Raw genomic sequence first — 12,825 nt, forward strand, 5'->3', positions numbered from 1 at the left:
CGGCGAGGGCGCGGCAGCGGGCCGGGAGGCGCGGACAGGACGTCCGCGCCAGCCCCAGTTGAGACACGATGTCGAATTAGGGGCGGCCCGGCCCGCCCGCGACCGAGCCGCCGGTGCTGCCCGGTACGAAATTCGGACGAGCGAAGGATGCACACCCACTAAGGATGGTTAAGCTGAAAAAATAAACAGGGAGTGATTATTTTGCCCCAAAAATACCCGCGCTTTTTAGCCGCGCTGCTGGGCCTGGCCCTTTTAGTGCTGGCCGGTTGCAGCACTAACGCCGTGGCCACGGTGAACGGTACGCCCATCACCGCCACCCAGCTGGACCAAAAAGTGGAAGAGATGAAAAAGCAGTATGCCCAGATGGGCCTCTCCTTTGACAGCGAGCAGGCCAAACCCCTGCTGGACATGCTGCGCCGCCAGACCATGCAGCAGCTCATTGACCGCGAGCTTTTGCTGCAAAAGGCCCGAGAGTGGAAAATCAATCCTACCGACCAGGAAGTGGACGAGGCGCTGAAAAAGTTCCGCCAGCAGTTCAAGGATGATGCCGAGTTCAAGAAATATCTGGCCGCCAACGGGTTTTCCGAGCCCAAACTGCGCGATGCCGTGCGGGAAAGCCTGATTATGGACAAAATGCAGCAAAAAGTGCTGGCCGACTTAAAACAACCTACCGAGGCCGAGGCCCAGAGCTATTACAATGCCCACAAAGAGCAGTACCAGGTGCCGGCCCAGTACCAGGTGCGGCACATCCTGATTACGACGGGCGGATCCGGTGGTGGTAACGCTCAGGAACAGGCCAGGGCCAAAGCTACCGCCTTGCAGCTGATTGCCCGGCTGCAAAACGGGGCCGACTTTGCCGAACTGGCCCAAAAATACTCCCAGGATCCGGGCAGTGCCTCCAGTGGCGGCCTGTACACATTCAAGAAGGGCGATGCCGTGCCCGAATTTGAAAAGGCGGCGCTGGCTTTAAAGCCGGGGGAAATAACCACCCAGCCCGTGCAGACCGAATACGGCTATCATATCATTAAGAAAGAAAAGGATATCGCTGGTAAGCAGTTATCCTTTGCCGAAGTGAAAGATGAGATCGTTCAGCAGTTGCACAGCGAGGCGGCCCAGAAAAAGCTGGACGATTTCGTGCAGGAGCTGCGCAAGGCGGCCAAGATAGAAAACAAACTGGCTGGCGATGAACAGCAGAAGTCATCCGCCGGTACGGAACAAAAGAAAAATTAAACTGCCAGCCTGCCGGGATATTGACAGAAAATTACTGCAGTGATAAAGTGATATTGAAACCAGGTTAATATGCCGGCGATGGAGCTCGCCTAATGCTTTGTCAGCTGATAGCTCCTACCACATGAAGGTTTTTTGTGTGGTAGGAGCTTTTATTTTACAGCAATGCTCGGCCCCGGAAGTGGCGAAAGGAAGTGAAGTGCGGAACCGGGATGGGTGGCTGCGTTCGGTAATGGTAATAGTGACCGGGAATAAGACATAATCTATACCATGTATTGGCAGGCCGGTGACGGGAGAGAATCCCTTCTAGCAGGAAATACGTTTCCTCAAGGGGTGGGGGCGATGAGTGAGCGCATTTTACTGGCCTTTGACGGCAGCCGGGCTGCCGCCAGAGCGGCCGGGCTGGTAGCTCGCCGCATGGTGGAAAACCCGGAAATCTCCTGTACCGTGCTCTATGTCTTTTCCTACGGTCCGGCCATGGCCAGCTTCCTGGGGGTGACCGAAAAAGATTACCGGCAGGCGCTGGAGCAGCAGCGCAGCAAAATGCAGAACTGGGTGACCCGCATTCTGGGGCGCTACGGACAGCGGGTGGAGTTTTTCGCTCTGGCCGGCGATCCGGTTCGCCTGATCTGTCAGTTGGCGGCCGAAAAGGGCTGCCGCCAGATCGTGCTGGGCCGGCGGCGGCGCAGTCTGGGCCGCTTTTTGCCGCTGCTGAGCATCAGCTGGCAGGTGACCCGCCGGGCGGGCTGTCCGGTGGAAGTGGTGGAGGAAACCTGAAGGTCGAAAGGGAGGGAAGAAACATGAACACCTGGTTGGCGGCTGCACTCTGGGTGGGACTGGCTCTGGCGGCCGGGCTTTTATCCTGCCGTCTGGGCATAGCAGTGGCTTTGCTGGAGATCATGTTCGGTGTCATCGGTGGCAACTTCCTGGGCCTGCAAATGACCGAATGGGTCAACTTCCTGGCTGGCTTCGGTAGTATACTGCTCACCTTTCTGGCCGGCGCGGAGGTGGATCCGCAGGTGCTAAAGAAACGCTGGCGGGAGAGCATTTCCATCGGCTTTTTGTCCTTCCTGCTGCCATTTCTGGCCGCCTGGGCCTATTGCTATTATCTAGCCGGTTGGGACCAGCCGGCGGCATTAATTGGCGGCATAGCTCTTTCTACTACTTCGGTGGCTGTGGTTTACGCCGTAATGGTGGAAACCGGCCTGAATGAAACCGAGCTGGGCAAGGTCATTCTGGCCGCCTGTTTTATCACCGATCTGGGCACGGTGCTGGCTCTGGGCATCTTTTTTGCCGATTTCAATTACTGGATGGCCATCTTTATTGGTGCTCTGGGGCTGACACTGGCCGTGCTGCCCCGCCTGACCGCTTATTTCACCCGCCGGTACGGGGACCGGTTGAGCCAGTTGGAAGTCAAGTTTTTCTGCCTGCTGCTCTTTTTGCTAGGGGGGCTGGCCATCAAGGCCAACAGTGAGGCGGTGCTGCCGGCCTACCTGCTGGGTATGGTGCTGGCCGGCTTTTTCCTGCAACACCGGGAACTGCTGCACCGGATGCGGGGCATGGCCTTTGCCCTGGTAACGCCGTTCTACTTTCTCAAAGCCGGACTGTTTGTTTCCCTGCCGGCAGTGGCCAAGGGAGCCGTACTTATCCTGGTTCTGCTGCTGGTCAAGGTGCTGGCCAAGTTTGCCAGTGTGCTGCCCCTGACGCGGGCCTTCCGTTTTGCAGCCCGGGAGGGCATGTACACCACTTTGCTCATGTCCACCGGTCTGACCTTTGGGACCATTTCCGCGCTGTTCGGCCTTTCCCGCCAGTTGATTGATCAGTACCAGTACACTGTGCTGGTAACCGTAGTGATTGGCAGTGCCGTGGTGCCCACATTGATTGCCCAGTGGTTCTTCCGGCCGGCGGGAGCGGAGGTCTGCCGGTCGCCGGGCGGTGCGCCGGTGCAGGATAGCAGTGCGGCGGCGGTGCGGGCTGATTGATTGGCCGGTGCTGCTGCGGCCGGGAATGCGGCGGTGCACCGGTCTGAAGACAGTATACGCAGAGAAATAACGGCAAGAGGGCCAGAGCAGGCCCGGGAGGAGGAGATAGCGTATGTCCGGACAATATGCCAGAACAAAGGCGGCTTTACTGCGGTACCTGGGGGAGATAGGAGAAATAGCCGGGAATCTGGAAAGAGGTGAACTGGCCGCTTACAGTGCCGCGGTACAGCTAAACTTGCGCAATGATAAATTTCACCTGGTAGTGCTGGGTCAGTTCAAGAGGGGTAAGACTACGTTCATCAACGCCCTGCTGGGGGAAAACATCTTGCCCACGGCGGTGGTGCCGTTGACCTCAATTGTTACCCTGCTGGAATATGGCAGTTCGGTACGTGTAGAAGTGAGTTTTCTGGATGGCCGGAACGTGACGGTGCCCTTATCCGAATTGGACCAGTATGTTACTGAGGAAGGCAATCCGCAGAACAGCAAACAGGTGCGCCATGTCCGCATCAGTTATCCTTCCCCATACTTGCAGGATGGTGTGCTGCTTATTGATACTCCCGGGGTGGGTTCAATTTACCAGAATAATACTGATGAAACTTACCGGTATCTGCCATTGGTGGACGCGGCCATCTTTTTACTCTCCGCCGATCAGCCTATCAGCCAGGCCGAAGTGGAATTCTTGAACAACATCAAGGAGTATGCCCAGAAAACCTTCTTCATCCTGAATAAAATTGACTATCTGGCCGGTGCCGATCGCTCCCGGGCCCTGGATTTTGTGGTAAAAACGTTGCATGACAAGGTGGGCTGGACAGGGGTGAAAGTATTTCCCCTTTCGGCCCGCCGGGCGCTGGAGGGCCGCCAGGCCGGGCGGGAAGATATGCTGGTGGATAGCGGCCTGCCCGAGTTCAGCAGTGAGCTGGCTACTTTTTTACTGCAGGAAAAAGGCCGGGCGGTGCTGGCGGCTGCAGCAGGCAAGGGGCACAGCGTTTTGCGCGAGCTGCGCAGCGGGGTGAAACTGGAGCTGGGGGCCCTTTCTACCCCTTTAGATGAACTGGTGGGCAAAATCCAGCTTTTTGACCGGATGGTGCAGGAACTGGAGCAGGAACAACAGGATAACGCCTACCTGCTGCGGGGTGAGCTGGACAGGTTGTTTGCCCGTCTGGAGGAGGAAATAAAGCGTTTTCAGGAGGAACAATATTACCGCATTACCAGGCAACTGGAAGAATTTTATCGCCAGAACAGAGTTTTTGGTGCCAGAGCCCTGCTGGAGCAACTGGAGGCTGAGCTTTACCGGTTGTTGAGCCAGGCATTTGCCGAATGGCAGCCCGAACTGGAGAAAACCGTAAATGAATCCTACAACAGGCTGGTGGCTCGCTTCGTTCAAAAAGCCAACCGTTTGATCCAGCAGCTGGTAGAGCAGTCGGCCAGCATCTTTCAGGTGCAGGTAGCCGGATTTAGCAGCGTGGATGCGCTGACTGCAGAGACCAGGCTCTACTACAAGTTTGGTAATGATGCCTCCTTACTGGCCCAGGATCCGCTGCAGGTGGGAGCGCTCTTTTTGCCCCGTTGGGTGCTGGGACCGCTGATCTGGGGTCGGATCAAACGCCAGGCTTTGCGGGAACTGGACAAAAATTGCGGGCGGGTTAGATATGACTATCTGGAAAGGGTGGAAAAAAGCGCGCGCGAATTCAAAGAGGCACTGGAAGAAAAGTTCAGGCAGGTGGTCGACAGCACCAGGCAGGTGTTATCCCGGGCGTTAAGCGAAAAAGAAAAAGGGGAGCATTACATTGGCAGGCGTAAGCAGGAGCTTGCATCCCTGCTGCAGCAAATAGACGCATTAAGCAGTGCTCTGGACGAGTTGCTGGCGGTACCGGAAAGCGGGCAGCCGGGCAGTGTACCCGACCGCCCGGCAGCGGTGGCGGGTAAATGGTGAGCAATGTCGAAAACTGAAATTTAGCCTGTCCTGGTTGGTAAAAAATGAATAAGTGCTTCCCTCCAGTTATATACTATCTGTGAAAGTATTTAACGCTACAGCGAAGAGCAGAAAAAGGAGGGAAGGGTGACCAATGAAGGCAACGGGTATCGTCCGCCGCATAGACGATCTGGGCAGAGTGGTGATACCGAAGGAAATCAGAAGGACGTTACGGATTCGGGAAGGCGACCCGCTGGAGATCTTTGTTGACCGGGAAGGCGAAGTGATCCTGAAAAAATATTCGCCCATTGGCGAGCTGGGTGACTTTGCCAAAGAGTATGCCGATTCCCTCTATGAAGCGCTGGGCCACATAGCCTGCATTGCCGACCGGGATACCATCATTGCGGTGGCTGGAGCACCGAAGAAGGAATATATCAATAAACCCATTGGTTCCGTGATTGAAAAGGTAATGGAAGAGCGCAAGGCCGTGATCATTAACAACCCCGGCGAGGATCCCCACTGCAAGGATTGCAGCATTGTGGAGGACGGTGACTGCAAATATTCCAGCGAGGTGATCGCCCCCATCATCGCCGAGGGGGATCCCATTGGAGCGGTGATTCTGGCCTCTCGCGACCCCAATGTCAAAATGGGCGAAATGGAGCTAAAACTGGCCGAAACCGCCGCCGGCTTTCTGGCTAAACAGATGGAACAGTAAAAGAGTGGCCGTAAAAGGCCACTTTTTTTATGGGTGTGCCGGCATGCTGGATTATTGGTGATGTGCATATTAATCAACACCTGTTACAGGATATTGGGTTGGATTTGTGGTATTATTTGGTGGGGAGATCTGAACTTGCGGATTTTTAACAGGACAGGAAAGGCGAGTGGGAAATGGTGTCGAGCAAGCTGATCATCGCCGGCCTGGGGCCGGGCAGCCTGGACCTTTTGCCTCCCCGGGTGCTGGCGCTTTTACAGGAAAGCCGTCATGTTTATCTGCGCACAGCGGTGCACCCGGTGGTGGCTGATCTGGAGCGGATGGGCATCAGGTTTCAAACCTTTGACCATCTCTACCAGCAGGCGGACAATTTTGAGGAAATATACCGGGAAATAGCACAAACATTGCGGCAGCGGCTGGCGGCGGGCCAACAGCCGCTGGTATACGCCGTACCGGGGCATCCCCTGGTGGCCGAGCGCAGTGTGCAGCTGCTCTTAGAGCAGGTGGACCGGGCGGCGGTGGAAATTGTGCCGGCCATGAGTTTTCTGGATGCCCTTTATGCCACGCTGCGGCTGGACCCGGCGCAGGGCCTTGGTGTGCTGGATGGCCTGCGCCTTGCCGAGCAGAGCCTGGATCCGGCCCAAGGGGTGGTGATCACCCAGATTTACAGCCGGCTGGTGGCCGGGGATGTGAAACTGTTTTTACTGGAGCATTACCCGCCCGAACACCGGGTGACGCTGGTGCAGGCGGCCGGCGTGCCGGGCCGGGAGCGGGTGGCCGAAGTGCCCCTGGCCGAGCTGGACCACCAGGATTGGCTGGATCACCTCACCAGCCTGTATGTTCCGCCGTTGCCCGGGCAAAAGCCGCGCCGCTATCCCCTGGACCCGCTGGTACAGGTGATGGCCGACCTGCGGGCTCCCCACGGCTGCCCCTGGGACCGGGAGCAGGACCACGGCACTTTGCGCCGCTACCTGCTGGAAGAAGCCTACGAGGTGCTGGCGGCCATCGACAGCGGGGATATGTATAATTTGTGTGAAGAATTGGGAGACTTGTTACTACAAATTGTTTTCCACGCCCAGATAGCCCGGGAAAACGGTTATTTCGATATCAATGATGTGGTGCGGGGCATTACCGAAAAGATGATCCGCCGTCACCCGCATGTTTTTGGCGATCTGCAGGTAGAATCCAGCCGCCAGGTGCTGGCCAACTGGGAAAAGATCAAGGCCCGGGAAAAAGGCTTGCAGGAGCAACATCCTTCCGTACTGGGTGCTGTGCCCGGGCATTTGCCGGCCCTCTTGCTGGCTCAGAAGCTGCAGCACAAAGCGGCCAAAGTGGGTTTTGACTGGCCCGACTGGCGGGGAGCCCGGGACAAGCTGCAGGAGGAGATGGGCGAACTGGCCCGGGCGCTGGAGCAGGGGCAGGGCCGGCTGGCAGTGGAAGAGGAAGCGGGCGATGTGCTGTTTGCCGCGGTCAATCTGGTGCGTCTGGCCGGAGTGAGCGCCGAGGTGGCCCTTCTGGCCAGCACTCGCAAATTTGTGCAGCGCTTTCAGGCCGTGGAGCAAATGGCTCGCTGCGCCGGTCAAAATATGGCGGAATGTTCGCTGGAGCAGCTGGACCGGTGGTGGGAAGCTGTAAAACAAGCGCAAAAAAGCGAAAAATAAAAGGAATTATTTGCATGGCGGGAGGAAATTTGCCAGCTGCAGCGAATACATTTGCTGTGAAGCGATTAAACCACTAAGGGGGGTAAGTATGAACAAGGCAGACCTGATCTCGCAGGTGGCCGAAAAGGCGGAAATGACCAAGAAGGACGCCGAGAAAGCGGTTTCCGCCGTGCTGGCCAGCATTGAAGAGGCGCTGGTGCGTGGCGAGAAAGTGCAGCTGGTGGGCTTTGGCACTTTTGAAATCCGCGAGAGGGCACCGCGCAAGGGCCGCAACCCGCAAACCGGCGAGGAGATTGACATTGCCGCCGCCCGGGTGCCCGTTTTCAAGCCCGGCAAAGTCCTGCGGGATGCCGTTTCTTCCTGATCAGGAGGTACATACAGGCCCGGCTGCACTGCAGCGAGAAGGGGTGGAGCAAGAAAAAGGCCTTGTTCGGCAGGGCCTTTTTGTTTTGGTTCCGGTCAGGCCAGTGCGGTAAAACCCGGCTGCCCGGGGGTTTGTTGTTGTAAAAATAAGGCAAAAAGAGAAACTGGGCATAAATAGGAGCGGGCCGGTAATAAACCGGCCCGCCGGTTTCTTATGGAGATATATGGAAATATACACGCCTTGCCAGAATATGGTAATATATACAGCAAAGTGGGGATTTGCCGGTCAGCGGGCCGGTTGGGACAGGCCGGCTGACCGGGCCCCGTATGACCATACTCGGAGCAAGGGGTGATGGTGATGATTAGAAAAGCGGCAGCGCCTGTAACAGCAGGAACCGGGGTGTGGCCGGGCCGGCCGGTGCGGGAAGGTGTGCTCCAGTGCCAGGTGGTGGTGGACAGGCCCGGCCGGGTGATGGGGCGGTCGGGGGGTGCTCAGGGTGCGGCCAGGCAGGAGGAGCACTTAAGGCTTGGCCAGTGGGTGCGGGGGCCTTAACATTGCCGGGTAGACAGGCCAAAGAAGTATGGGCTTTCCGGAAAACCCAACATATGCTCACGGCGCATAGCCGCAAAACCGGGCTTTATATTATTAATGAAAGATTTTGAGGAAAGCCGGTTACCGGGGGTTTATTCGGAAGGCCGGGGACCGGGAGGTGGGGACCAAAGCTGCGGCTGGCCATTTTGCCGGCCCGCTGGCCGGACAGGGCGCCAAAGCGTCGCCGGTGGGCATAAATTCCTTCCCGCGGGCCAAAATAAAATTGCCTAGAAAATTGCGGGGAGGTGCCTGGTTTGTTCAGATTAAAAGCTTTCTTGAGTGTTTTGTTGGCCGCAGCTATTCTGGTCATTGCAGTTTCCTGTCGTCCCGGTGCGCAGAAAAAGCCTGCGCCCACCCGTTATGACCGTGAGCCGGAAATATCACTGTTTGTGAATGATACCGGCCAGAAGAAGAAAATTAAACTGGAGGATTATGTGGCCGGCGTGGTGGCGGCGGAAATGGAGCCCACCTGGCCGGTAAACGCCCTGGCGGCACAGGCCATTCTGGCACGGACATTTACCATGGAAAACATTCAAGCGGGTCGCGTGAAAAAATTGCACGGTACCGATGCCTCCACCAGTGTGGAAGAATTCCAGGCTTATGATCCGTCCAGAATCAACGACAATGTGCGCAAAGCTGTGCAGATGACCCGGGGCGAAGTAATCACTTACAATGGCCAGTATATCAAGGCCTGGTTTTCAGCCTGTGACGGAGGTATATCCAGCTCGGCCAAAGAAGGGCTGGCTTATACCAAAACCCCCACGCCTTATGTGAAAGCCAATGTGCGGGACAACTGCCTGTCCATCACTACGGCTGAGAATAAACAGTGGACGGCCCGGGTGCCGCTGGCCAGAGTGCGGGCGGCGGTGCAGAAAATAACGGGTAAGGACCCCGGTAACATCAGCCAGGCCGCCATTGCCCGCAAGGGTCCCAGCGGTCGGGCCGAGACCATCCGCCTGGGCAGTGTGACGGTGGGTGGACCGGCGCTGCGCCTGGCTTTGGGCAGTGAAGTGATGCGTTCCACCCTGCTGGAAAATATCGCCGTGCAGGGCGACCAGCTGGTGATGACGGGGCGCGGTTTCGGCCACGGCGTGGGTATGTGCCAGTGGGGGGCCCACCTGATGGCCAGGCAGGGCCAATCGCCCGAGGAGATTGTTAAGTTTTATTATCAGAATGTCCGCATTGACAAATTGTATCCTTAAAAAGTATGGTTGCTCCGCGTCGCAGGCAGGCGCGGAGTTTTTATGTTTTTCAGGGGTCAAATGCCGGTTGGATAACCGGTTTTATTTGGTGCCGTTTTCATATGTCCAGCGGGCCATTCATAAAATTTAACAAATAATGTTCACTGCTGGCCGGATTGGTCGGACAGGTGGGGCGGTCTCAAAACCGCTTGATTAGGCAATTTAAGGAGGGGGACATAGAACATGGAAGGGTATGGAGGCGGTCAGCACAGCCAGCAGCTGGTGCTGGAAAACCGCAAAAAGCTGCGAGTGACCGGTGTGCGCCATGTGGGCAGTTTCAATGAAAATGAGATTATCCTGGATACGGTGCTGGGCGTTTTGCTGTTGCAGGGGGAGAATCTCTACATCACCCATTTGAATCTGGAAGAGGGGCTGCTGGAAGTGGACGGCCTGCTGCACTCGTTGCTTTACCGGGAGGCGGCGGCAGCATCCCGCCGGGGGAAAAACATCCTGGGCCGGTTGTTCAAATAGTGGCCGGGATAACGGGAGGGGTGCCCATTGCCCCTGGAAAAGCAGCTTATTGTGCTGGTATCGTCGGTAGCACTGGGCTGGGTGGCGGCAGCTTTCTATCACTTCTGGCGCGTACTGACCCGTTCGGGGCGGCGTAACCGGCTGTGGGCAGCTTTGTGCGATTTTCTGGTCTGGTTTTTGCTCCTGCCGCCCGTTTTTGCCGGTCTGGTGCTGGTGAATAACGGCCAGCTGCGGCTGTATGTATTTTTGCTCCTGCTGCTGGGCGCGGCCTTTTATTACCGGTTTTGTGCCCGCTGGCTGGAGCGATTCTGGCGGGGGTGCCTGAGCGGTCTGTTCGGGGTGCTGGGGTGGGCGGGGCGGATATGCCGGCGTCTGGTGGCCGTTCTTTTCTGGCCGGTGCAACTGGTGGCGGCCGTGCTGCTCTGGCCGCTGCGTTTGATCCGGCGGGCTGGGGCCGGCCTGGCGGGGCTGGCCGGGCGGATTATGAACAAAGGGAAAAAATAGTTCAGCTTTGCCGTCGGTCGCCAAACCTCCTAACCGAAAAAAATGGCTTGCGGGCGGAAAAATTGCTGTAACCGGCAGGGAAGAGGCCGCAGGCAGCGAAGTAATGCAGGTACCCGGAAAATATCGAGCTGCCTTGAGGGGGCGGACGGGGAGTATAAACCAGCAAGGTGATGGGTATGGCCAGAGTGTTTCGCCCCGGACTAAAAACCCTGATGGGGATTGTTTTTGTGCTCATGGTTTTCCTGGCCTTCAACTTCTGCCTGCAGTACGGTCATCTGGCCACCATGCAGCAGGATGTGCGCCAGATGGAGTCCCAGGTGCGGGAGCTCAGGCAGAAGAATGAGGAACTGCGCCGGCAGCTCCAGCAGGTGCAGAGCGATTCCTATATCGAACAAATGGCCCGGGAAAAGCTGGGGCTGGTCAAGCCCGGGGAAACCCGCATCATCACCCGCAGTGGGCAGTAATATCCTGTCGTCTGGGGAAACTGGAACAGGCGGCAAGGCGCTTGACACTTGTTCCGCCCCGTGCATATAATTGACTAAGATGAAAGGCTTTTAATATTATAAGGAGGAAAACCAGAACACATGCCGGTGGAAGTGGGCAGCATTATTGAGGGTACCGTTACCGGTATTACCAGTTTTGGCGCTTTTGTGCTCCTGCCGGGCGGAGTGACCGGCCTGGTGCACATCTCGGAAGTGGCCGAGGTCTACGTGCGCGACATCAACGATTTTCTCAAGATCAACGACCGGGTGAAGGTAAAGGTGATCTCGGTCCAGGAAAACGGCAAGGTGGGGCTTTCCATCAGGCAGGCCAGTGCGACTGCCCGTCCATCCGGCACGCCCCAGGCTGGCAGGGGACATAACTACCGGCCGCGCGGCCAGCAAACCCAGGTGTCTTTCGAAGATAAGCTGGCCCGCTTTTTGAAAGAAAGTGAGGAAAGACAGCAGGGGCTCAAGCTCTACAGCGACTCCCGGCGCGGTGGGCGCGGCGGTGGAAGGCGCGGTTAGGTTGGTTTGGGGGCCTGCTCCGTGCGGGTCTGGGGGCGGCACAGCAGAAGTGGCAGGTGAGGGCATTCTCCGGCAGGGGAATGCTTTGTGTTTTGGCGCGGTATGATTACTGCCCAAGGTGTTTGGCCCGGGGCCGCGATCACTGCCAGTATGCCGGGCGCCGGGCGGCCGGAAATATCTGGATTAAATTAAAACAAGGATGTGACTGTTTTGTCCCATGATGCTGGACAAGCGGCCCGGCGGGTGGCGGTAATAGATCTGGGCAGCAATTCCCTGCGCCTGCTCATCGCCGACGTGAGCGGGCCGCACAGCTTAAAACGCCTGCACTTCGCCCTGAAGACCACCCGTCTGGGCGAGGGGATCGGGGGCGGTTATCTGCTGCCCGGGGCGGTGCAGCGCACCCTGGCAGCCCTGCAGGAGTTTCAGGATCAGGTGGCCGCGTGGAATTGCCGGAAGGTGGCGGTGGTGGCTACCAGCGCAGTGCGCGATGCCGCCAACCGGGAGGATTTCTGCCGGCTGGTGGAGCGGACCACGGGCTGGCCGGTGCGGGTACTGCAGGGTGAGGAAGAAGCGCAATACAGCTACCGCGGCGTGTTGCTGGCCGGAGGATTTCCCCCTGGCGTGGTGGTGGCCGATGTGGGGGGAGGCAGCAGCGAACTGACTACACAGCGGAGCGGGCAACTGATCAGCCGCAGTGTGCCCGTGGGGGCGGTGCGCATGACCGAGGGCGGACACAGTGCCACCGAAATTCGCCGCTTGTTGGAACCCCTGGTGCAGCCGCTGGCCGGTGAACCGGTGGGTTTTCTGGTGGGAGTGGGCGGCACAGCCACCACCCTGGCGGCCATTGACCTGGAAATGAACTTGTATCAGCCGGAAAAAGTGCAGGGCTATGCTTTGAGCCGCTCCCGGGTGGAGCAAATCCACCGCCGTCTGGCCGGTATGACGCTGGAGGAAAGGCGCCGCCTGCCCGGTCTGCAGCCGGCCCGGGCCGACATTATTGTGGCTGGAGTGCAGATCTTATTGCTGCTAATGGAACTGCTGGGGGCGGGGCGTCTGGTGGTCAGCGAAGCCGACCTGCTGGATGGTCTGGCTGTGGAACTAGCCGGGGCAAGCTGAAGCGCCAAAATACGCCAAAAACAAACTGGTACAATAT

14 protein-coding genes and 1 riboswitch are annotated in these 12,825 nt (G+C 57.7%); all 14 genes read left to right on the forward strand.

Going from position 1 to position 12,825, the window contains the following annotated elements; translation table 11 throughout:
* Positions 1-201 precede the first annotated feature (201 nt).
* Positions 202-1,230 (forward strand): SurA N-terminal domain-containing protein, encoded by a 1,029-nt coding sequence (locus ACUVTU_RS07980; protein ID WP_445889436.1) that lies wholly within the window; start codon positions 202-204, stop codon positions 1,228-1,230.
* Positions 1,231-1,295: 65 nt separating this feature from the next.
* Positions 1,296-1,354, forward strand: a riboswitch (Fluoride riboswitch).
* Between the two features lie 215 nt (positions 1,355-1,569).
* Positions 1,570-2,004, forward strand: a complete 435-nt coding sequence (locus ACUVTU_RS07985) for a universal stress protein (RefSeq protein WP_445889437.1) — start codon at positions 1,570-1,572, stop codon at positions 2,002-2,004.
* A 23-nt stretch (positions 2,005-2,027) separates the two neighbouring features.
* The gene (locus ACUVTU_RS07990; RefSeq protein ID WP_445889438.1) at positions 2,028-3,209 is read left to right on the forward strand and encodes a cation:proton antiporter; all 1,182 of its coding nucleotides are present in this window, start codon (positions 2,028-2,030) and stop codon (positions 3,207-3,209) included.
* Positions 3,210-3,321: 112 nt separating this feature from the next.
* Positions 3,322-5,142 carry a dynamin family protein gene (locus ACUVTU_RS07995; RefSeq protein WP_445889439.1) on the forward strand — a complete coding sequence of 607 codons (1,821 nt, stop codon included), beginning with the start codon at positions 3,322-3,324 and terminating at the stop codon, positions 5,140-5,142.
* A 133-nt stretch (positions 5,143-5,275) separates the two neighbouring features.
* Entirely contained in the window at positions 5,276-5,836 is a 561-nt protein-coding gene (gene spoVT, locus ACUVTU_RS08000; RefSeq protein WP_445889440.1) for a stage V sporulation protein T, read from the forward strand.
* A 173-nt stretch (positions 5,837-6,009) separates the two neighbouring features.
* Complete coding sequence (mazG, locus tag ACUVTU_RS08005; RefSeq protein ID WP_445889441.1) at positions 6,010-7,494, forward strand: nucleoside triphosphate pyrophosphohydrolase; 1,485 nt, start codon at positions 6,010-6,012, stop codon at positions 7,492-7,494.
* Positions 7,495-7,582: 88 nt separating this feature from the next.
* Positions 7,583-7,858, forward strand: coding sequence for an HU family DNA-binding protein (locus ACUVTU_RS08010; protein ID WP_018085207.1), 276 nt, complete (start codon positions 7,583-7,585; stop codon positions 7,856-7,858).
* Between the two features lie 351 nt (positions 7,859-8,209).
* Positions 8,210-8,410 carry a hypothetical protein gene (locus tag ACUVTU_RS08015; RefSeq protein WP_445889442.1) on the forward strand — a complete coding sequence of 67 codons (201 nt, stop codon included), beginning with the start codon at positions 8,210-8,212 and terminating at the stop codon, positions 8,408-8,410.
* 293 nt (positions 8,411-8,703) lie between these two features.
* Positions 8,704-9,651, forward strand: coding sequence for a SpoIID/LytB domain-containing protein (locus ACUVTU_RS08020; protein WP_445889443.1), 948 nt, complete (start codon positions 8,704-8,706; stop codon positions 9,649-9,651).
* Between the two features lie 222 nt (positions 9,652-9,873).
* Positions 9,874-10,161: a sporulation protein YabP gene (gene yabP, locus ACUVTU_RS08025; RefSeq protein ID WP_445889444.1), complete on the forward strand. Its 288-nt coding sequence runs from the start codon at positions 9,874-9,876 to the stop codon at positions 10,159-10,161.
* A gap of 27 nt (positions 10,162-10,188) precedes the next feature.
* The gene (yabQ, locus tag ACUVTU_RS08030; RefSeq protein WP_445889445.1) at positions 10,189-10,665 is read left to right on the forward strand and encodes a spore cortex biosynthesis protein YabQ; all 477 of its coding nucleotides are present in this window, start codon (positions 10,189-10,191) and stop codon (positions 10,663-10,665) included.
* A gap of 176 nt (positions 10,666-10,841) precedes the next feature.
* Positions 10,842-11,129, forward strand: coding sequence for an FtsB family cell division protein (locus ACUVTU_RS08035; RefSeq protein ID WP_445889446.1), 288 nt, complete (start codon positions 10,842-10,844; stop codon positions 11,127-11,129).
* A gap of 120 nt (positions 11,130-11,249) precedes the next feature.
* Complete coding sequence (locus tag ACUVTU_RS08040; RefSeq protein ID WP_445889447.1) at positions 11,250-11,672, forward strand: S1 RNA-binding domain-containing protein; 423 nt, start codon at positions 11,250-11,252, stop codon at positions 11,670-11,672.
* A gap of 210 nt (positions 11,673-11,882) precedes the next feature.
* The gene (locus ACUVTU_RS08045; protein WP_445889448.1) at positions 11,883-12,788 is read left to right on the forward strand and encodes a Ppx/GppA phosphatase family protein; all 906 of its coding nucleotides are present in this window, start codon (positions 11,883-11,885) and stop codon (positions 12,786-12,788) included.
* The last annotated feature ends 37 nt before the right edge of the window (positions 12,789-12,825 follow it).

It is taken from the genome of Desulfurispora sp. (assembly GCF_052744395.1).